22 protein-coding genes are annotated in these 21199 nt (G+C 48.1%); 21 read left to right on the top strand and 1 reads right to left on the bottom strand.

Features of this window, described 5'->3' with window-relative positions; all coding sequences use genetic code 11:
* The first annotated feature begins 131 nt into the window (after positions 1-131).
* The 12 genes from DESRU_RS15025 (at position 132) to aroH (ending at position 8740) form a co-directional block, all read left to right on the top strand.
* Positions 132-989, top strand: a complete 858-nt coding sequence (locus DESRU_RS15025; protein ID WP_013842935.1) for a Gmad2 immunoglobulin-like domain-containing protein — start codon at positions 132-134, stop codon at positions 987-989.
* A gap of 255 nt (positions 990-1244) precedes the next feature.
* Entirely contained in the window at positions 1245-1940 is a 696-nt protein-coding gene (locus DESRU_RS15020) for a DUF2953 domain-containing protein (RefSeq protein ID WP_238446309.1), read from the top strand.
* Positions 1876-2298, top strand: a complete 423-nt coding sequence (gene ytfJ, locus DESRU_RS15015; RefSeq protein ID WP_081462026.1) for a GerW family sporulation protein — start codon at positions 1876-1878, stop codon at positions 2296-2298. Before DESRU_RS15020 ends, ytfJ begins: the two co-directional genes overlap by 65 nt.
* Positions 2299-2423: 125 nt before the next feature.
* Complete coding sequence (locus DESRU_RS15010; protein ID WP_013842932.1) at positions 2424-4172, top strand: ATP-binding protein; 1749 nt, start codon at positions 2424-2426, stop codon at positions 4170-4172.
* Positions 4173-4224: 52 nt separating this feature from the next.
* Positions 4225-4815: a nucleoside recognition domain-containing protein gene (locus DESRU_RS15005; protein WP_013842931.1), complete on the top strand. Its 591-nt coding sequence runs from the start codon at positions 4225-4227 to the stop codon at positions 4813-4815.
* A gap of 4 nt (positions 4816-4819) precedes the next feature.
* Entirely contained in the window at positions 4820-5350 is a 531-nt protein-coding gene (locus DESRU_RS15000; protein ID WP_013842930.1) for a spore maturation protein, read from the top strand.
* A gap of 235 nt (positions 5351-5585) precedes the next feature.
* Positions 5586-6461 carry a pseudouridine synthase gene (locus tag DESRU_RS14995; protein WP_013842929.1) on the top strand — a complete coding sequence of 292 codons (876 nt, stop codon included), beginning with the start codon at positions 5586-5588 and terminating at the stop codon, positions 6459-6461.
* Between the two features lie 71 nt (positions 6462-6532).
* Positions 6533-6772 (top strand): hypothetical protein, encoded by a 240-nt coding sequence (locus tag DESRU_RS14990; protein WP_013842928.1) that lies wholly within the window; start codon positions 6533-6535, stop codon positions 6770-6772.
* A 65-nt stretch (positions 6773-6837) separates the two neighbouring features.
* The gene (locus DESRU_RS14985; RefSeq protein WP_013842927.1) at positions 6838-7296 is read left to right on the top strand and encodes a hypothetical protein; all 459 of its coding nucleotides are present in this window, start codon (positions 6838-6840) and stop codon (positions 7294-7296) included.
* A gap of 56 nt (positions 7297-7352) precedes the next feature.
* Positions 7353-7820: a hypothetical protein gene (locus tag DESRU_RS14980; RefSeq protein ID WP_013842926.1), complete on the top strand. Its 468-nt coding sequence runs from the start codon at positions 7353-7355 to the stop codon at positions 7818-7820.
* A 111-nt stretch (positions 7821-7931) separates the two neighbouring features.
* Entirely contained in the window at positions 7932-8354 is a 423-nt protein-coding gene (locus tag DESRU_RS14975) for a HutP family protein (RefSeq protein WP_013842925.1), read from the top strand.
* A gap of 17 nt (positions 8355-8371) precedes the next feature.
* Complete coding sequence (aroH, locus tag DESRU_RS14970) at positions 8372-8740, top strand: chorismate mutase (RefSeq protein WP_013842924.1); 369 nt, start codon at positions 8372-8374, stop codon at positions 8738-8740.
* 798 nt (positions 8741-9538) lie between these two features.
* On the opposite strand, the gene DESRU_RS14965 is transcribed toward aroH, so the two are convergent.
* Positions 9539-10723 (bottom strand): pyridoxal phosphate-dependent aminotransferase, encoded by a 1185-nt coding sequence (locus tag DESRU_RS14965; RefSeq protein ID WP_013842921.1) that lies wholly within the window; start codon positions 10721-10723, stop codon positions 9539-9541.
* A gap of 308 nt (positions 10724-11031) precedes the next feature.
* Between DESRU_RS14965 and aroF the strand changes: the two genes are divergently transcribed.
* The 9 genes from aroF (at position 11032) to DESRU_RS14920 (ending at position 21191) form a co-directional block, all read left to right on the top strand.
* Positions 11032-12054: a 3-deoxy-7-phosphoheptulonate synthase gene (gene aroF, locus DESRU_RS14960; protein WP_013842920.1), complete on the top strand. Its 1023-nt coding sequence runs from the start codon at positions 11032-11034 to the stop codon at positions 12052-12054.
* A gap of 219 nt (positions 12055-12273) precedes the next feature.
* Entirely contained in the window at positions 12274-13149 is an 876-nt protein-coding gene (locus DESRU_RS14955) for a prephenate dehydrogenase (RefSeq protein WP_013842919.1), read from the top strand.
* Positions 13150-13153: 4 nt separating this feature from the next.
* Positions 13154-14443, top strand: a complete 1290-nt coding sequence (gene aroA, locus DESRU_RS14950) for a 3-phosphoshikimate 1-carboxyvinyltransferase (RefSeq protein ID WP_013842918.1) — start codon at positions 13154-13156, stop codon at positions 14441-14443.
* Positions 14444-14557: 114 nt separating this feature from the next.
* Positions 14558-15238, top strand: coding sequence for a (d)CMP kinase (cmk, locus tag DESRU_RS14945; RefSeq protein ID WP_013842917.1), 681 nt, complete (start codon positions 14558-14560; stop codon positions 15236-15238).
* A 9-nt stretch (positions 15239-15247) separates the two neighbouring features.
* Entirely contained in the window at positions 15248-15829 is a 582-nt protein-coding gene (locus DESRU_RS14940; protein ID WP_013842916.1) for a lysophospholipid acyltransferase family protein, read from the top strand.
* A gap of 39 nt (positions 15830-15868) precedes the next feature.
* Positions 15869-17884, top strand: coding sequence for a bifunctional 4-hydroxy-3-methylbut-2-enyl diphosphate reductase/30S ribosomal protein S1 (locus tag DESRU_RS14935; protein WP_013842915.1), 2016 nt, complete (start codon positions 15869-15871; stop codon positions 17882-17884).
* 318 nt (positions 17885-18202) lie between these two features.
* On the top strand, positions 18203-19054 hold the full coding sequence (locus tag DESRU_RS14930) for a hypothetical protein (protein ID WP_013842914.1): 852 nt from the start codon (positions 18203-18205) through the stop codon (positions 19052-19054).
* A gap of 15 nt (positions 19055-19069) precedes the next feature.
* On the top strand, positions 19070-20299 hold the full coding sequence (locus DESRU_RS14925; protein WP_013842913.1) for a hypothetical protein: 1230 nt from the start codon (positions 19070-19072) through the stop codon (positions 20297-20299).
* Between the two features lie 55 nt (positions 20300-20354).
* Positions 20355-21191 carry a hypothetical protein gene (locus DESRU_RS14920; protein WP_013842912.1) on the top strand — a complete coding sequence of 279 codons (837 nt, stop codon included), beginning with the start codon at positions 20355-20357 and terminating at the stop codon, positions 21189-21191.
* Positions 21192-21199: the final 8 nt, after the last annotated feature.

Raw genomic sequence — 21199 nt, 5'->3', positions numbered from 1 at the left:
GGTATTTGTCCTCACAGACCGTGGACAAATACCCTGTTTTTCTTTAAAGCAGGTCTGCAAAGTTTGGCTTAATACGCATATTTCTCCAAAAATTGTTAAAAATATAGTAAAAACCTTTTGGAGGGATTGCCATGCGCCGAGGTCAAATTTTTTTGTGTTTAATGCTTGTTCTCTTAGTACCCCTTGGATGTACTGCGGCCAAAAAGCCGGACGTTCAAACGCAGCCCAAAACCATTATTGTACCCGAGGTTTCCAAAATTTCTTTTCAAATGGTTGAGTTTGAAAAGGCTCCGGAAATTGTACAAGCCCTGGCAAAAAACCTGAATGAAAAGCATTTTGCCACCTGGACCGCTGTGAACGGAACCAATTATATAGTTGTCAGCCAGGATCAATTGCCCGCCGGCAACAGCGTACAGATCTCTGAAATTGAACGGAGGGTTCCGGCCAATGATTTTGATTGGGTCAATGTCCGCTTAAAATATTTGTCCGGTGTTTCCTCCGAGCAGAAAAACAGCACGGCCAAACCGCTGGTAGCCTCTTTTACTCTGGACAGAACGGTGAAAGCCCTTGGGTTTGAAATTGCCAAAGAAGCTGCCAAGGCTCCCGCGCCGGTGGCACCGGCTCCCGCGGCACCGAAGAATACAGGAGCCGCAAGCACTCCGGTAACGGAAAAAGGACTGAAATTAGATGCTCCCAAAGCGGGCGATCAAATAAAGAGCCCGCTGCAGATTTCCGGCAGTGCCGGTGGGGTGGACGGCACGGTCCGGGTTCGCCTGAAAGGCGCTAACGGCATGACCCTGGTGGAAAAGCCCCTGCAACCGGTGGGGGGGAATTTTAACACCACCATCAATTTTACTTCTCCGGTCCGTGAGGAAAAGGGAACGGTGGAAGCCTTTGTAACCGGGGAAGACGGTTTGGAAAAGGATAATGTTTCTGTTCCGGTAACCATCCTGCCTGCGAATACCCCGGAAACCCCTGGAGCGCCCTAAGACTTCGGGGTTGGGCTTCAGGGGTCTGGTTGTTAGACTAAAAAGTAATTATCCGGGGTCCTGCTGCTGGCTTTAAGGGCATTCCTGACAGGTCCTGTTAATAGGCCGTTAAAAAACAGGACCCTTTGAAATACAGTAATAGGCTAACAACAGGACCAGGAGAAATACTGCAGAGGCTACCAGCCAGCCCCGAGGAATGCAGCATAGCCGGAAAGGAGTGACCAAAGTCTGTTAACTGTTTATTTGTTGTTGGGCTTGGGGCTGTTGCTGGCTTTGGTGCTCCTGTCAAAGATAAAGGTTCATCTGAAATATTTTCGCCAAGAGGAAGATGATACCGTCAGTCTGGAGTTTTTTCTTTTTGCCGGGCTGATCCATTACAAATTAGAACTTCCGGTGCTCATCTTTCAAAAGGAGAAGTCCGGGGTTTCGCTGAAAACCCGTACAGAATTGGAAACCGGCGGAAAAGCCTCCCGGGAAATCGCCGGGAAGCCCGGAGAGTTTAAAATAGAAAGCCTGGAAGAAGCCATTGCTAAATTTCGTGAATGGTGGCTTTTGCTGCAGAATATCAAAAACGATATTGAACGGTTTCTGCGTCGCATCCATTTGCAGCGTTTTTTCTGGACCATCCGCATTGGCACGCCGGACGCTGCAGCCACCGGGTTGTTAACCGGCCTGATTTGGGCTGCCATGGGCGGAATAACGGCTTATCTTTTTCACCGGGTCTCCGCCAAAGGAGAAAAACCGGTGCTAAAAGTGGAACCTGACTTTAGAAAACAAGGTTTTTCAACCTCTTTTGACTGCATATTTAAAATTCGAGTTGGTCATATTATGGTTACAGGCATAAAAATTTTGATAAAAATGGTATATAGACGGGGGGTGAAACACTTTGGCAGAGCATCCCATAGCAGATCTGATGAAAACTGCCATGGAGAGTATCAAGGAAATGGTTGATGTTAATACAGTGGTGGGTGATCCCGTGGAGACACCCGACGGCAGCGTCATTATTCCTATATCCAGAGTGGCCTGCGGCTTTGCCGCCGGTGGCGGGGAATATGGAGCCAATGGCAGTGTAAGAAAAGAAGGAGAGGGACCCAGTTCTCCCTTTGGAGGGGGAAGTGGTGCCGGGGTATCCGTACAGCCCATGGGCTTTTTAGTGGTAGGGAACGGTCAGATACGCCTGCTACCTGTAGACGACAATCATGCCCTATTCGACCGGCTGATCGATGTGGCGCCCCAAATGCTGAATCAAATTCAGGGTATGTTTAACCGGGACCATACGGCAACCGTGCAAAATCAACCAATTGTATAAAAGTTTTGATAATGATAAAAGTGGGGCAACCCACTTTTTATTTTTTTCGAAATTTCTTAAAGGGGAATTGTATATTATGTCGAAAATATCCATAAGTTCCTAAATATAGGTGGAGGTTTTTTAAAATGAAAGAGTTGGACAAACTAGTCTCGGTTCCTCATCTTAATCAGTCTTTACTATATACGAAATGGAAGAGCTTTGTTAGTGGAATACCTGTTGATTCTAATAAGATATTCACAGAGACTTATAAAGCTTGGCAACGGTGCGTTAATTATAATATTAACCCCTATGCCTTTAAAGACTTAAAAAGATTAACCCATGAAGAACTGTATGAGAAAAAACGCCAACTCCAAGATGTCCTTTCACTGCTGGAACACCACTTTTCAACGATTAAAACCACTGTCAGCACCCACAGTTCAAATTATTTCATTTGTGTGTCAGACCAGGACGGCCATCTGCTGGAAGTTCAGGCGGATAAAGAAACAGAAGCGGCAGGCCTGCCCTTTCCTTTCTTTCCCGGCATATGTGCGGCTGAAGATCAAATAGGCAACACGGCCATTGGCACCGTGCTGGTTACCAAGACCCCTTTGGCAATCATTGGCCCGGAGCACTTCGTACAGGCCTTCCACCGCTGGTCCTGCGTAGGGGCGCCGATTTTTGGCGCCAACGGGGAGGTCATTGCCGTGCTCACGGTGGGCACTCCCTGCGGTTTTGAAAGTCCCTATACCTTTAGTTTGCTGGCGGCGGCGGCCAAGGCGGTGGAAGCCGGATTAAAGCAAGCGATGATGGAAAAACAACTTCAGGAAGTTAGAAAAAATCTGAGTCAAGTGATTCAGCAGAGTGAAATTATCTTTAACGATATGTCACAAGGGGTTTTAATCTTAAATAAGGACTGTACCGTGGTCTTTTTCAATAAAGCGGCGGAAAAAATATGGGACCTGTCTGCCGAGCAGATTGTGGGGGGGCCGGTGCAAGCCTTTTACCACACTTGCCCCCTGGGGACTCCCATCTTGATCCGCACCATTCAGGAAGGAAAAGCTTTTGCCAATATTGATTGCACTTGTAGCAACGGTCCCCGGGAAAAGAACCTGCTGGTCAATACCAGTGTAATCTACGATGAAAATAATGAGGTTAGCGGCGCCATTGGCATTTATACGGATGTAACGGAAATACGCCGCCAGGATGCACGGATGAGAGAACAGGAAAAACTGGCGGTGGTGGGACAAATGGCCGCCGGAATGGCCCATGAAATCCGCAACCCCCTGACCTCTGTACGGGGTTTTGCCCAGTTGATTAAAGAACGAATGGGTGACGAGCAGATTCCTTTTAATGAATATATGGAAATTATGATTCAGGAGATCGACCAGGCAGACAGTGTAATTAATAATTTTCTTCAGTTGGCCAGGCCCGCACCGGCCCAAAAGCAGCTTTGCTCGGCTAACGAATTGGTTTTAAATTTTGCCCGTATCTTTGAGTCCCAGGCCTTTCTGCAGGGGACCAAAGTAAAAACCGACCTCCAGAGTATCCCTTCCACCGTAATGGATGTAAACCAAATAAAACAGGTGCTGCTGAACCTGTCGCAAAATGCCCTGCAGGCCCTAAAGCAAGGAGGCACTCTTACACTGGCCACCCGATATGACCCGAAGGAAAATGTAATTTGTATTCAAGTCATTGATGATGGCCCGGGAATTCCGCCGGAGGACCTGGATAAGATCGGAACCCCTTTTTTCACCACCAAGGATAAAGGAACCGGGCTGGGTCTCTCCATTTCCTACAGCATTGTGGACCGGCACCGGGGACGGCTGGAGGTAACCAGCAAAGAAGGAGAGGGAACCTGCTTCTCCGTTTGTCTGCCGGTGGACCAGCAGTTCTAATGGGACATCCCCCCTCATAATATCAGGAGTAAGAGGACAAGGGGGGAGAACATTGGTAAACTATGTTTGGTTGAGTATGATGGTATTTGGAATTCTTGTGGCCGGTGCCCAGGGACATATTGAAGTGGTTACCAAAGCCGCCCTGGATGGAGCTCAGGTGGCTGTAAAGACTTCGCTGAGCCTCATTGCCATTATCACCTTCTGGCTTGGTATCATGAAATTGGCTGAAGCAGCCGGATTAATTCAGGCTTTGGCCCGGTTGGTTAGACCGGTCACGGCTTTTTTGTTTCCCAGTGTGCCCAAGGACCACCCTGCTATGGGGGCTATTGTCATGAACCTGAGCGCAAATATTCTGGGTCTGGGAAATGCGGCTACGCCCATGGGCCTGATTGCCATGCAGGAACTGCAGAAACTGAATAAACAGCGTCCTGATACCGCATCCGAGGCCATGTGCACTTTTCTAGCCATCAACACCGGGTGCATCACCTTAATCCCCACCACCATCATTGGTATCCGCCTGCTGTATGGGAGCCAAGATCCTACCGCGGTTGTGGGGACAACCATCTTTGCCACTCTCTGCGGCATGACCGTGGCCATTTTGGCCGACCGGATTCTGCGCAGCCTGTATAGAAACAGGGGGTGAAGACATGTACGAGGTGATTAATGAGATTTCCCGCTGGGCCATTCCGTTGATGCTGCTGCTGATTCCCCTGGCGGCTTTTTTTAAAAAAGTGCCGGTGTTTGAGACTTTTGTGGAAGGTGCTGAGGCCGGATTTTCTACAGCTATAAAAACCATTCCCTTTCTTACCGCCATGCTGGTGGCAGTGAGCGTTTTTCGTGCTTCCGGAGCCATGGAGTTGTTAACTTCCACCCTCTCAACCCTTCTGGACGTGGTGGGGATTCCCGCTGAAATTATTCCCCATGCCATTATGCGTCCCCTCTCCGGAGGAGCTGCCCTGGGGATCGCCACGGAGTTAATTAAGACCCATGGACCCGACAGCTTTGTGGGACGGCTGGTTTCCACCATGCAGGGCAGCAGTGACACCACCTTTTATGTCTTAACCTTATATTTCGGTTCGGTGGGCATACGAAAATACCGCTATGCGGTTGCTTCCGGCCTAGCCGCGGATTTTACCACCCTGGTGGCGTCGATTCTTATTTGCCACATGATGTTTTAGATTGACTGAAGGGCTTGACTTAAGGGACATCTTTAAGGATCCTGTTGTTGGACTTAAAGGAAATGCCTTAGGGTCCTGTGGAGAGACTGCAAGACCCTAAAATAGTGCTTATGAGGCCAGCAACAAGACCTGATAGAATGTCAGAATAAGGCTAAAATGGACTTTGGCCGTCCGGGTATGATAAGCTTAAGTGTGGCTTTAAAAATTGCGCTGCAAAAGGGGATTAAACAGAACCATGGAAGAAAGGCTGCAAAAGGTACTGGCCAAGGCGGGGATGGCTTCCCGCCGTCATTCCGAAGAATTGATTTTGAACGGAAAAGTAAAAGTGAATGGTAAAGTGATAACGGAATTGGGAACCAAGGTGAATGCCGCCAAGGATGTGATTGAAGTGTCCGGGAAGGTAATCCCTCCCCCGGAGAGAAAAGTGTATTATCTTTTAAATAAACCAAGGGGTTACGTGACCACCCTTAAGGATGAAAGGGGCCGCAAAACCGTAATGGATCTCCTGGAGGGCATTCCCCAGAGGGTCTACCCTGTGGGGCGGCTGGATTATGACTCCGAGGGGCTGCTGTTATTGACCAACGACGGGGAATTAACCCAGGCTTTTACCCATCCCAAACACCGGGTGAAGAAAACCTATATGGCCAGGGTGGAAGGAATTCCTGAGCCGGAAAAACTGGAGTCTTTAACCAAGGGAATCCAACTGGAGGATGGGCTTACGGCTCCGGCGGAAGTGAGGCTGACCAATATTCTGGATAACAGGGCCCTATTGGAAATCCGCATTCACGAAGGAAGAAACCGCCAGGTTAGACGGATGTGCGAACAGATTGGCCATCCGGTGGTGCGCCTGCGCAGGGTGCAAATGGGCCCGCTGGTTTTGGGGGACCTGAAGCCGGGTCAATACCGGCCTTTAACTCATAACGAGCTGCGGGAAGTTATGGCGCTGGCCGGGATAAAGGCGGAGTCTGCCCCTTTAGGGAAGGGGATCAGGACCTTCACCGGAGTCTCCGGGGATCGGAGAAAGAAGGCTGGGGCTGCTAAAAGTACCAGAGGTCCCCGGTTCGATAAAGGAACTGCAGGAAAAACAGGTCCTCGTCAGAGGTTTAAATAAGCCGGGCATAGGGAAGCTCCTTTAAGGCAATATTATCAGCAGAATGAAATGATATTGTCGGAGGAATCGTTATGCCTTATTGTGCCAATTGTGGAAATCATCAGAGCCTTGCCAGCAGCAAAATCCCGCCCAGTTCGGATACCGCTGCAGCTCCTCCCTACGGTTTATTCGGTAATTTTAGCCCGGAAGGTCAATTAATCACCATGGAATGTCAAGGGGCCAGTCTGGACGACGCCCAGGAAGCCTTTGAAGATCCCAAGACCTATTTTGATCGTTGTCCTATCTGTGGTTCTTCAGAAATCTATTGGTAAATGTTTGCAGGATTTTTCCTCGCTGAATCGAATTTATGGTTAAGCAAAGGCGAGGAGGTATTCCATTGAATCTGCCCAGTGAAGAGCTATCCTACCGGCCGATAAAGGTTAAGGTTCGACTTGATTTTAAAGGAGTTGGCAAACCGGGCCGGCTTTTATTTGGAGGAAAACCCAGCGATAAAGCTGCCGAAGATATAAGGGAACAGCAGGTGGCCATCTTTAGAAATGTACCCATTCAAGGGATTCAAATCGAGGATATTGATGTAAGTTCCGAAGTTTATGTGGTCCAGGACGAGCTGCTGAACAGCGAAGCGGCCTATGCCCCGGTGCTGCTGGTGATCCGGGCGGAAACCCTGGAAGACGTGGTTCGCTTTATTGCCAGAGATGATTTTCGGAAAATAGAGATTGTAGAGCCTGCCAATCTGGTCCTTACACGCTACGATGTGGAAAGGCTGCTGTTTCGGGTGGCGGAAGAAATGAGAGTGTACCGGACTTTATTGGACAGAAAATATAACAGCCGCTAGCGGCAGGAATTAATTACCATGTCACCGCATATAGTAGCACAGTAGGAGGCGGTGATATGAATAACTTTAACAGCCTGTGGCTGCGGGTAAACAAAGTTAGCAAATATTTATTTGGCTTTATGATAACAGCCTTTTTACTGATGGTTATTTATCAATCCTTCATTGCGCCTTCTCCTTTAAGGAAGGTGGTCCTTCGAGTGGGCTCGGATGCAGAGACCGTTTTAAGTCATGATCCCTTACCGGAGAATACACTGGTCCTTCAATTAGTTAATTTCTCAACCCTGCCTAAAGCCAAGGTATTGGTAAACGGTCAAATGAAAGGAGATTTTTCTCATCCTTATGTCACGGTTCCGGTGGAAAACGGAGATGTGGTGGAGGTGGATACCACCTTTTACCAGCATTCGGTTCGTATAAGAATCGCGGATGTGTCCAGCCGGGTGCTTTGGCCCCGGAAAGGTACGGAAACAGTGGGTAAGCAAACGGTTATTCTTTTGGATAAAATAAAATTGTCCCATCAGAAATAGGCAACATTGCAATTGAACCACGATTATAATATAATCAAAACAATCCTACAGGGATAAAATATGGTAATAGTACTCCGGTAGGAGTGCTATTTTTGTTAAGGAGTGTTATGCTTGATTCTCCACGGGAGCAGGAAAGTAGCCAGAGTGGCCATTGAAATGGCCATGACAGAGACCAGAGACCAAGAAAAAGAATATAAAAACAAATTTTTAAACGATGGAATCCGCACAGCGGCCGTGGATTACGGCGGAGATTTTATTTCTTCCGTCAACCGGATCATTGAAAGGGCGGTTGTGGCAGCCAAAAGAGAAGGGGTTATTAAAGAAGTTCATGCGGATGAGGGTGCGGTGGCCGGGGCCACCCGGGAAGCCCTGTCGATGATTATGCAGAAGGCTGTAGGATTAAATGTAGGTGGCAAAATCGGTATCGCCCGCCAGGCAGATCACATCAGTGTTGCGGTTTTCTTTGGAGTAGGGTTGCTGCATCTGGATGAGGTTGCCATTGGTTTGGGTCACCGTGCAGTATCAAGTCTATAAAAATGGAGGTTGGTAGGATGGGGACCGTGGTCAGGGGAATACGGGGTGCTATTACGGTAGAACGGAATGAAAGTCAGCAAATATTAGAAGCAACGCAAGAACTGCTGGAAAAAATTGTGCAGGAAAACCACTTAGATACCGAGGATATCTGCAGTGCCTTTTTTACTGTAACCCAGGATCTGGACACAGAGTTCCCGGCGAAGGCCGCCCGGGCCCTGGGCTGGACTTCAGTGCCCTTAATGTGCACCTCGGAAGTAAATGTGGCAGGGGCCTTGCCGAAATGTATTCGTGTACTGATACATATAAATACCGGCAGGTCCCAATCGGAGATCAAACATGTTTATTTAGGCCGGGCAGTTCAATTAAGGCCTGATTTAGTGGGCTAAGCAAGAAAGGTCCGGGGTTTTTAAACCCCGGACCTTTCTTGCTTAGCGACTACTTACTGATCTGCACCGTAGAAACTGTTTCCGCAACTGCAAAGCAGAAGCAGGATGATCAGGATGCAAAAAAGGGAGCTGTTGCCGCCGCAACCACCTACGTTGTAACCCATTGTATAACCTCCTCCAATTAAAATATTTGTTGTTATCAAGCAACCCTAAGTTTTATTTTTTTAAGCCATAGAAACCGTTACCGAAGAACAATAAAATTAAACTTAATGATCCATTCACTGCGCAGCCTCTGCCATTTGAATCAAGCGTTATAATCCCTTGAAGGATGGATTATTTTTCTGCACTGTAGCCGTAAAAACCGTTACTGAAGAAAAGCAGAATCAGGATTAAGAATACAATAAAAACAAAATTGTTATTGTATCCGCCTCCGTAATAATCTCCCATGATAAATCCTCCTTTGCATTTTTTTGATTTACCCTCGTTTCATAATACGGCAGGTGCCTTTTAGGTGTTACAAAAAACTTGTGAATATGATCTTAGAAAAATAAGGTTTATGTCTTTTATGATGCTGATATAGAGTCAATTTATATTACCATTATTTTCCATTCCGGGACGCCAATATTAGAATAGGCAGGGATCATGAGTCCATTGCAGTGTATGATGATAAGCTGCTGAATGATCGGGAGCATTTATGGGGACAAACAAAAAACCGGACCCGACGGCAGCGGGTTCGGTTTTCTTGCTTGCAAAGTATTTAATTTGAAGGACTGAAACAAAGGGGAAGTCGCTTTCCCATTAGATACCAAGTTCCTTGGCCAGGGTTGTCCAGGCGGGCAGGGATTTTTTAATAATTTCGGCATCAATACAATAGGCCAGCCTGAAATAGCCCGGACATCCGAAGCCGCTGCCGGGGACTACCAGCAGGTTATGGGCCAGGGCCCTTTGAGTAAACTCAATATCGTCCGGCAGGGGGGATTTCGGGAAGAGATAGAAGGCGCCCTGGGGCTTAACCATTTCAAAACCCAGAGAGGTTAGATGATGGTATAAGAGGTCCCGTTTTTCCTGATACTCCGCAATATCAACGGATTCCCGCTGCAGTCCGGCTACTAAACGCTGCATTAAAGCAGGGGCGTTGACAAAGCCCAGAGTCCGGTTACAAAAGACAAGCCCTTCGATGAGCTGGTCCACCCCGTTGATGTTGGGATTCACCGCCACGTAACCGATGCGTTCACCGGGCAGAGCCAGGTCCTTACTGTGCGAGGTAACCAGCAGGGCATTGGTAATATAGCGAAAAACCGAGGGAACCTGAATACCGTCAAAAACAATTTTGGAGTAGGGTTCATCGGACAACACAAAGATGGCACGTCCGGTTTCCCGGGATTTTCTTTCCACCAATTGGTTTAGCGAGGCCAATATTTCAGGGGGGTAAACCACTCCGGTGGGATTATTGGGAGAGTTTATAATAATAGCTCTGGTTTTTGGCCCCATGGCGGCTTCCAGCGCCTCCAGGTCCGGCAAAAAGCCGGTTGTGGTGGGCACAACTTTTAATACGCCGCCATGGTTATCTGCGTAAAATCCGTATTCAACAAAATAAGGCGCTAAAGCAATCACTTCGTCCCCGGGATTTAGTATGGCTTTGAGAATGATGTTTAGGCCGCCGCCGGCCCCAACGGTCATAATCACATGATTGGCATTAAAGGAAAGTCCGGACTGTTCCGTAAGAACCTCCGCAATGGCCTGGCGGGTTTCGGGGTAACCGGCGTTGCTCATATAGCGGTGCATGCCGGGCAGGGGATTGAAGGCCAGCTTTTTTAATTCCTCATGAAATTTCTCCGGGGGCTCCACAGAAGGATTTCCCAGAGTAAAGTCAAAGACTTTGTCTGCCCCGTGAATTTTACGCAGGCGGTCTCCTTCCTCGAACATTTTCCGTATCCAGGAAGACCGGCTTAAAAAGGAAGCCACTTTATCAGATAGGACCATTGTTTAACTCCTTTCATTGGGGTTTCCTATCTATTGTAACATTCCCCTGGTAAAAAACACAAAAAAATCACCGATTTTTCAAAGGATCATTGCCATTTGACCGGGGTGATGATAACATGGAATTTGTAGAATGGTTGGCAATGGTGTTTTTTATTCCCAGAGTAAAAAGTAGAACGGAAGAATGGTAAGGAGGGATGGCTGTGCCTGTTTTTAAGGACTAAGGCACCTTTCTTGGGTGTCTTTTTGTTGTTGATGGATATATTATGGTAGATAGATGATAGCAATTGGTTTATCAAGGAGGAACAACAATGATTATTGTCATGAGCCCTAAAGCGGATGAAAATAAAACGGATGCAGTTTTGGAAAGATTGAAGCGGGCAGGTTTTCAAATCCACCTGTCCCAGGGAGTGGAAAGAACCATCATTGGTGCCATTAGAGATCGAACCCGCATGGGCGATCTGGCTTTGGCAGCCATGCCGGGAGTTGAGAGCGTGGTCCCCATTTTACAACCCTACAAACTGGCCAGCAGGGCCTTTAAAGAAGAAGGAACCATTGTCAGAGTGGGGGATATTGCCATTGGGGGCGAGGAAATTCATGTCATGGCCGGGCCTTGTGCCGTAGAAAGCCGGGAACAGTTGTTGGAAGCAGCCCGGCTGGTCAAAGAGGCCGGGGCCACCCTGCTGCGCGGGGGCGCTTTTAAACCTCGCACCTCGCCCTATTCCTTCCAGGGCTTGGAGGAAGAAGGGCTAAAACTTTTGGCTGAGGCCAGGGAAAAAACCGGCTTGAAAGTTGTAACCGAGGTGATGGATGCCAGCACCCTGCCCATGATTGCGGAGTATGCGGATATTTTGCAAATTGGCACCCGGAATATGCAAAATTTCTTCCTGCTGCGGGAAGTGGCCAAAGTGGATAAGCCGGTTTTGTTGAAACGGGGAGTTTCGGCCACCATTGAAGAATGGTTGATGGCGGCGGAGTATATTATGGCCGGGGGCAACTATAATGTCATTTTGTGCGAAAGAGGCATTCGGACCTACGAAAGCTTTACCCGCAATACGCTGGACCTGGCGGCCATACCGGTGGTAAAACACCTTTCCCACCTGCCCATTATCGTGGATCCCAGCCATGCCATTGGTAAATGGCGGTTTGTGCCGCCCATGGCTGCGGCAGCGGTGGCAGCCGGTGCGGACGGCTTATTGATTGAAGTTCACCCCAACCCTGCCGAAGCCCTTTGTGACGGGCCTCAGTCCCTAACACCCACCAACTTCCAGTCCCTGATGCAGGATCTGAAATCCGTGGCCGGGGTTTTTGGTCGAAAAGTGGGAGGAAACTAGCCTGAAGGGTATTTCTTTAGGGTCCTGTTGTTCGTTCCAGGGAAGTATTCCTTTGGGGTCCCGTCGTTCGTAGGAATGCATTTCTTTTGGGTCAAGACCAACACTCAAGAAGAATGGCCTGAATTACGAACGACAGGACCCGGGGAAATGCCAATTAGGCGAACAACGGGACCTCAGAGAAAAACAGTATGAGGCGAGACCTTCCTAGGAGGTTTTTCTTTGTTCAATAAAGTTGTGATTGCCGGGGTCGGGTTAATCGGAGGGTCCCTGGGGCTGGCCATGATCCGGAGAAATCTGGCCCGGGAAGTGGTCGGCGTTGATCCGGCGGCTGAGAATCTGGCTCTGGCTGAAAGGCTGGGAGCCGTTCACCGGGCCGGCGTGCTGGCAGAGGTCCTGCCGGGTGCCGAGCTTTTTATACTGGCCGCGCCCATAGGTGTGACACTGGGTGTGTTAGAAATGGCCATTCCCTACCTTACGTCGGGAACCATTGTAACCGATGTGGGAAGCGTCAAAGGGCGGCTGCTGGAGCGTGCCCGCAAGATGGTGCCTGAAGGGGTCTATCTGGTGGGGGGACATCCTATGGCGGGCCTGGAGGTGGCCGGGGTTGCCGGAGCCCGGGAGGATTTATTTGAAGGAGCTTCCTATGTTTTAACCCCGGATCCCCATACCCATCCCCTGGTTTTAGACAAGTTAAAAAAACTGATTCAAGGCATCGGTGCCAACCCGGTGGAAATGGCGGCGGGGGATCATGACCGGGCGGTGGCGGCCATCAGCCATTTACCCCATCTCCTGGCCGCCACCCTGGTGAATACCGTCACGGCGGAGCCGAACCCGGACCAATTGTTGAAGCTGGCCGGCGGCGGGTTCCGGGACACCACCCGCATTGCTGCCTCCAATGCCTCCATGTGGCGGGATATCCTGCTGACCAACCGGGACAGGGTTCTGGAAACCCTGCGGCAGTTCCGCGGACAACTGGAGGAGATGGAGCAGGCCATTGAAAATTTTGATTCGCAACAGCTTGTATACGGGCTGGAACGAGCCCGGAATGTCCGGGCCGCCTTGCCCGAAAATAGAACATATTTGAAAAAGCGGTGAGAAGATGGAATTAATCGTTAATCCGGTTAAAAAATTATCGGGAGAAATTTCTGTCCCCGGGGACAAGTCCGTTTCCCACCGGGCCGTGATGCTTGGCGCCCTGGCTCGGGGAACCACCGAAGTGGAAAACTTTCTTATGGGCGAGGATTGTCTTGCTACGGTAAAATGTTTCGGGGCCTTGGGCGTTCAGATAAAAGGTCCGGATAAGGGCCGTCTGACCATTCAGGGAGTTGGACTGGAGGGGCTGAAGGAACCGGCCGATGTACTGGATGCCGGAAACTCCGGAACCACTACCCGTCTGCTGTTGGGAATTCTGGCGGGACAGCCTTTTTGCAGTATCCTGACCGGAGACGGTTCCCTGCGCAATCGCCCCATGGCCCGGGTAACCAAACCTCTTTCCGACATGGGAGCCAGCTTTCTGGGGCGGCAAGAAAACCGTTTTCTGCCTCTGGCCGTGCGGGGAGGAACTCTAAAACCCATTGCTTTTCAGTCCCCTGTGGCCAGCGCCCAGATCAAATCGGCCGTGCTGCTGGCGGGACTTTTTGCGGAAGGGGAAACAACCGTGACCGAGCCGGCGCCTTCCCGGGATCATACCGAGCGCATGCTTGAGAGTTTTGGCGTGCAGCTTTTGCGCACCGGAAACACCGTCACCCTGCAGGGGCGGCCCCAGCTTAGGGGGAACAAAGTGAGGGTTCCCGGCGATATTTCTTCCGCCGCCTTTCCCCTGGTGGCGGCGGCAATCCTGCCAGGGTCGGACATTACGGTTACCGGCGTAGGCATTAACCCCACCCGGGATGGCCTGCTGGAGGTGCTCCGGAAGATGGGGGCCAATCTGGAGCTGCTGAATATTCGGATGCAAAGCGGGGAACCGGTGGCAGATATCCGGGTCCGGGGAACGGGTTTAAAAGGGACCGAAATTTCCGGAGAACTGATCCCCCGGCTGATTGATGAAATCCCCGTACTGGCGGTGGCCGCGGCTTACGCCGAAGGAACCACCGTGATTAAGGATGCGGCAGAGCTCAAGGTAAAGGAAAGCAACCGTATTGCCACAGTGGCCGAAGAACTCAAGAAGTTTGGGGCCGATATCGAAGAACTTCCGGACGGATTGATCGTCCAAGGAGGAAAACCCCTGCAGGGAACGGTAGCCCAAAGCTACGGAGACCACCGGATTGCCATGGCCATGGCGGTGGCCGGGTTAGGCGCTTCCCGTCCCACCACTATTGAAGGGGCCCATTGTGTTGATGTAAGCTTTCCGGGCTTTGCCCATGCATTAAAATTTTTAGCGGTAGAATAATACAGCCGGGAGAGTATTTTCCTCTCCTGGCTTTTTTCTTTAAAATAAAGGAATTTCTAGCCCGATGTCGAAAATCCTATAGGTATTTTAGGTTTACTGCGGGGGTTTTGCTTCTTGTATAATAAATTGGATAAATTAAGCGTAGCCATTGACGGACCTGCGGGGGCGGGAAAAAGCACGGTGGCTAAACAGGTGGCCAACCGGTTAAACCTGGTGTATATCGATACCGGAGCTATGTACCGGGCCGTGACTCTCAAGGCTTTGCGCGGGGAAGTGGATTTGGACCGGCAGGAGGAGTTAACCGGATTAGCCCGGCAGTCCAGGATTGATTTGGTGGGGGCCACCCCCCAAAGAGTCTTTTTGGATGGCGAGGACGTGACCGAAGAAATACGGACTCCCGAAGTATCCCGCAGTGTCTCTTTGGTTGCCATGGTACCGGGCGTAAGAGAAGTTTTGGTGGAGCAACAGCGGAGGTTGGCCGAGGAAACCGGTGTTGTGATGGATGGGCGTGATATTGGCACCGTTGTGTTGCCCCGGGCCCAGGCGAAGTTTTTTCTCACGGCCTCTGCAGAGGAACGAGCCCGCAGACGGGCAAAGGAATTAATGGATAAAGGTTATACCATCGACATAACCGCATTAACCGAGGAAATTCGGGAAAGAGATCAACTGGACAGCAACCGGACGGTGTCCCCGCTGGTTCCCGCCGGAGACGCCATCATTATTGACAGTTCCGGTATGACCGTGGAGGAAGTGGTTCATCGAATTGTTGCTGAGATTAAGCAAGGGGAATTGTAGGAGGTTGCCATGATATACTCTTTTCTCTGGAGGGTGATCCGGCTGATCCTTCTCATTTGGCGTAGATGGCAGGTGATTGGGGTTGAGCATCTGCCTCAGCGGGGAGGGGTGGTGGTTGTCAGCAACCACGTCAGCAACCTGGATCCCGTTGTGGTGGGGTGCGCCTTAACCAGACCCATTCATTTTATGGCCAAGATAGAGTTGTTTAAAATTAGTATTATCGGCTGGTTTTTAAGACAATTAAAATCCTTTCCAATACACCGGGATAAATCGGATCGGCAGGCGATCCGGACAGCACTGGAATTACTTCAGTCCGGAGAGGTGCTGGGGATATTCCCCGAAGGCACCAGGAGCAAATCCGGCGAATTGCAAAAGCCTCATATTGGGGCCGCCCTGCTGGCGGTTAAGGCCGATGTTCCCATACTCCCGATAGCGCTTAAAGGCACAAAGGGGTTTTTTACTAAAATTGTTGTTTTGGTGGGTGAACCCATTTATCTGCCGGAGGTGTGGCATAACCGGCCCGGGAAAGAAGAACTGGAGAAGTTAAGCGAGCAGGCAATGGGACAAGTCGCCGCTTTATTGAATAAATAAGCTGATCAAAAATCATTGCTCAAGATAGAAGGTGATCTTTTGGAGGTCAGGTTAGCCAGCAAAGCGGGGTTCTGCTATGGAGTTAAACGAGCCATTGAACTGGCTTTAACCACTGCAGAGGAGAATGAAGGTCCAATATATACCCTGGGGCCCCTTATTCATAATCCTCAGGTGGTGAAGGACCTGGCTAACAGGGGAATTAAAGAAATTACCGTATTGCCACAAAACGAGGGAGGCACCGTGATTATTCGTTCCCACGGTGTGGGCCCCGACATATTGCAGGAAGCACAGGAAAAAGACGTAAGAATTATGGATGCAACCTGTCCCTTTGTTGCCCGGGCCCAAAGATATGCCCGGGAAATGGCTGAGCAGGGTCTGCCGGTCTATATCCTGGGGGATCCGGGCCATCCGGAGGTCCAGGGAATTCTGGGCTGGACAAAGGGGAAAGGCATCGTAATTGAAGGTGCTGAAGAGATCAATCCGGTGGAGGATCATCGGGTTGGCCTGGTAGCCCAGACAACACAACCACTGGCGAACTATCAGGCGGTGGTTGAAGCTCTTCAAAAACAGGGGCTGCAAGTGGACGCGCGCAACACCATTTGTCATGCCACGGGGGAACGCCAGCAGGCTGCTCTGGAGCTGGCTAAAACGGTGGACGTGATGATTGTGGTCGGCGGCAAAGAAAGCGCCAATACCAAAAAATTGGCCAGAATTTGTCAGGAAACCGGCACCCCTACCTATCATGTGGAATCAGCCCAAGAACTACAGGAAGATTGGTTCAGGGAAGCTGGAACTTGTGGGCTGACAGCGGGTGCTTCAACACCTGACGCAATTATAGAGGAGGTAAAAAGAAGGATGAACGAAATGGACCAGATGAATGGCGAGGAAGCCATGCAGGATGCGATGGAGGTAAAATCTCCCCGGGCCGGAGAGTTGGTTAAGGGAGTGGTTGTCCAGATAGGAATGGACGAAGTCATGGTGGATGTGGGGGCTAAATCCGAAGGGGTTGTTCCCCGCAAAGAACTGGCCTGCTATGGTGTAGATAATCCCCAGGATGTTGTTAAGGTGGGGGATGAGATAGAATGCGTGGTTATTAAATCCGAAGACAATGAAGGCCGGTTAATCCTATCCAAAGAACGGGCCGATGCTGAAAAGGCCTGGGGCGGCCTGGAAGAAGCCATGGAAAAGGGCACCATTATCCAGGGAACGGTCCGTGAGGTGGTCAAAGGCGGATTGCTGGTGGATGTAGGGGTTCGCGCCTTTATGCCGGCTTCTCTGGTGGACCGCGGGTATGTTGAAGATCTTTCCAAATACCTGAATGAGAAAATCAGCGTTCGGGTGATTGAAATGAATAAACAACGCAAAAAGGTTGTCATCTCCCGGAAAGCGGTTCTGGAAGAAGAATATGCCCGCAAGCGGGAAGAGCTTTTGGAGACCCTGGAAGAAGGTCAAACCGTTAAAGGGATTGTACGCCGGTTGACCCAGTTTGGCGCCTTTGTGGACCTGGGCGGACTGGACGGCCTGCTGCATATTTCCGAAATGAGCTGGCATCGTATTAACCACCCCTCGGAAGTCGTTAAGGCTGGCGATGAGCTGGAAGTAATGGTGTTGAAAGTGGACCGGGAAAATGAAAAAATTTCCCTGGGGCTGAAACAAATTCTGCCCAATCCCTGGGATAACATTGAAGAGAAGTATCCCGTGGACAAAGTCTTTCCGGCCAAAGTGGTTCGCCTGGCCTCTTTTGGCGCCTTTGTTCAATTGGAGCCGGGGGTTGAGGGACTGGTTCACATTTCTCACCTGGCGGACCGTCATGTGGCCAAGCCCGATGAGGTAGTCCGCGAAGGAGAAGAGGTTAATGTGAAGGTCCTCAGTGTGGATCCTGTGGAAAAACGCATCCGTCTTTCCATTCGCGAGGTGAACAGTGAAGGCCGCCCGGCCCGGGAGCCCCGCCAGAACAAGCAGGAAACAGCACCGATTGTTGAAGAGAACAAAGAAGAAAACGGACCCACCCTGGGAGATGTTTTTGGCGACATGTTTAAACAGGAAGAAAAGTAAAAATGTAATCAGTAATGAGAACCGGCAGCCGGAAACGGCAGCCGGTTTCTTTTTGTTGAAACAACTGATCTCCCAAAATATAAAAATATTTTTGTGATAACTATATAGGCAACTTAGGGTAAGATTCAGGCATAATAGGGAATTGATCTAGTGAAAGATTATATTATTTGTATAATAAGTAAATAATATAAATTTTTTGTATATTATCTAGTTTAAAAATAGGATAAATTGTCGATTTTTTGTTCTAATTATATCTCAAAGGAGGGATGCATGAGGGAGTAGTTGTAAAAAATTTTAACTTTGTAAGGAGGGGTTTAAATGAGAAAAGGATTATTAAGTATTTTATTGATTTTATCTCTGGTTTTTCAATTAATAAGTCTTCCTTGTATGGGGCTAGCATCTTTAGATGATAGTACTCAAGTAGACTTACAGGAAGAGAGTGTCATTGACAGTTCCACAGAAAATAAAGACTTAGAAGTAGAAACTGATTTAGAGCCTCCAAGTATGGATCCTTTAAGTAACTTAATAGATGAAACTGACGGGATATTATCCGAACCCATGGCAGTCCCCCGCGCAACAGAAGAAGAGACAGAGAAGTCGACTGCAGACTTGGGCACGTTACCGGTCCAGCCAACCACGTCTTTTTCAATTAAATATAAGGATATTAAACTTTTGGATTTGAGCAAGAAACTTCTTAGATTGAAAGAATACGCCATAAGAGAAGGGAATATCCCTTTGGCAAAACAAATTGAGCAAAAATATAACGATTTGCTCATTGTCAATTTAGAGTTACATCAACTACCAGAGGAGTTTGAGCTTGTTAAAGAAGTGAATATGACTGAGGAGACTAACTTTGAGTATAGTAAAAATGATTTGACAATGGAAGACATGGATTCATCTCAGCTTTTCGAGAAATCATCAAGCGTTGTTGAAGAAGTTTATATGTCTGAGGAAGAAAAGACTGAGAAAAGTGAAAATGATGAAACTATTGAGAATCTACAGTCATTGGGTGTTTCAGAAGAAATCGTACCTGAGCAAAGTCAGAAGGATGATGTTTCTATCGAGAATCCGCAATTTTCATCGTCAATTTCAGACGAATCTCAGAGCGTTACTGAAGAGGTCTACGGATCATTAGAGACAAAAATTAATGAATATTTTCAAGACAAGTAATATGACTTTAATAAATTGGAAGCTGTATATCATTATTGGATTGAAGAATTCCTACAGCAGCTTTCAAATGAAGGGGTTGAAGGTGAAAGGCTCTATCAAGCCAATGAGGTAGGCATACAATCTACAATGGATCTTTTATTAAATACACCCATTGATGTAAATCTGCCTGCAGGTCAGAGTCAAGTTTATCGGTTTACTCCGACAAACACAGGAACTCATAAAATTTTTACCGGCCCATACGGGGGCACTGGGAGTTCAAACGATACAGTACTTGAACTGTATTCTGATGCTAACCTTACACAGCGAATTGCCTACAATGATGATGCAAATGGAACATCTTTTTCCGAGATTATACTGGGCCTTACGTCTGGCGTCAGTTATTACGTTAAATTAAGAACCTATAGTGCCAGTGATGCTGTCCATGCCAGGTTAACGGCAACCTATGTCTATGTTTCACCTGTGACAATTTCCTTAAATACACCGATTGATGTGGATATACCGCAGGGAGAATATAAAGTATATAAATTTACACCCAGTACACCGGATTTCTATCGAATTTTTACCGATTACTACGGCGGTTCAAGCAGTAACGGTTCCGGCGATACCGTTTTATATCTTTACAGTGATGAGAATTTAACCAAGCTGATTGGAGCCAATGATGATTATAACGGAACATCTTTCTCCGAGATAAAGCGAGAGATGCCTGCTGGGACAAGCTATTACATCAAATTAATGGGATATAACGGGGAACGTGTTCGAACAAGAATTACTGTTACAAAGGCTGTCCGAAATTTCGTAGATCTGCAAATGAACAATCCCATCGATGTGTCCATACCGGTATATGAATATGGGTACTATCGATTTACTCCGGCCGCTTCGGGTAATTATCGCATTTACACCGGCCTTTACGGAGGAACAGGTCAGCAATATGACACCGTACTTTATCTGTACAGTGATGCCACTCTATTAAATCGACTAACCTATAATGATGATGCGAACAGTACTCCCTACTCTGAAATTAAGTGGGAGATGAAAGCGGGGGTAACTTATTACATTAAGTTGGGCGGATATGCCGGAGGTAGTGTAAAGGCGCGATTATCAGTTGGGCAGTTAAACAGTTCATATGAATATGGGTATGACGACGACGGACGGCTTGTAAATGTTCTCCAAAACGGGATTCCTGTTTTTCAATTAGTCTACGATAACAATGGGAACCTGCTGTCTAAAAGAAGACCGTCCCAATAACAAGCAACGTTTTTATGGTTATAAAAAATGAACAGCATATAGGGGAGGATATAAAATGCAAAAGAAAAAAATATTGGCACTTATTTTGTGCTTTAGTTTTATTTTGTCCAGTATGAGTTTTCTGTCAATAGGAATTGCCGGTGAGTTTATGAAAAAGGCAAACCTGTCGGACAGTCCTTTATTAAAAAGCACTCCTGGGAAGCAAGTGGTAAAAGAATTGAATAGAGGTATTGATAGTCCTATGGGTGACATTCTGCTGGAAATCACTAATGGAGATGGAGTGCTGTATCAAGGGCAGAGAGAATCCTTAGAAAGCGGCGATGCTTTCAAAGAAGACACCTATCACATTGAAGGTGAAGAATTGGCAAACCTGATACAAGAAGGTTACTCCGTATCAGATATTTTTAAAGCGGATGAACTAGCCAACAAGATTCATGAAGAGCCGAAAAATTTATTGAAAAGGAAAAAAGAACTTGATAAAAACTGGGAGGAAGTCGAGAAAAAGCTTTTTACGGAGAGGGCAGAAAAATTTATTACTAAATTTAAAAGCAAATATCCAAAAGAATCTAAACAGCTTGAAGATCAAGGCTTCTCTGAAGAAGAACAATTTACACTACTTGCCATGTATGACCAGCAGATGGTTTCCTCCATTGAAGAATTAACGAAGTCTTATAAGCAAAACGGGGAAGAAGGGTTAAAAAATATTATTAAAAACCCCAGGCTGCACGGAAAGATTTCTAAAGAGAAAATGGACAAGTATGGCTTAACGGAACAGGATACGAAAGGGTTATCCGAAGATATGATCGAGAAAATGGAGATGATCTCCCAAGAAGTAAACGTTCCGGTAAAAGAATTAATTAAAGGGTATCACGCAGAAATAAATCGGAAATAGGAGGTGAG

Source organism: Desulforamulus ruminis DSM 2154, assembly GCF_000215085.1.
Taxonomy (GTDB): domain Bacteria; phylum Bacillota; class Desulfotomaculia; order Desulfotomaculales; family Desulfotomaculaceae; genus Desulfotomaculum; species Desulfotomaculum ruminis.
This window is presented reverse-complemented; position numbering and strand designations above follow the sequence as displayed.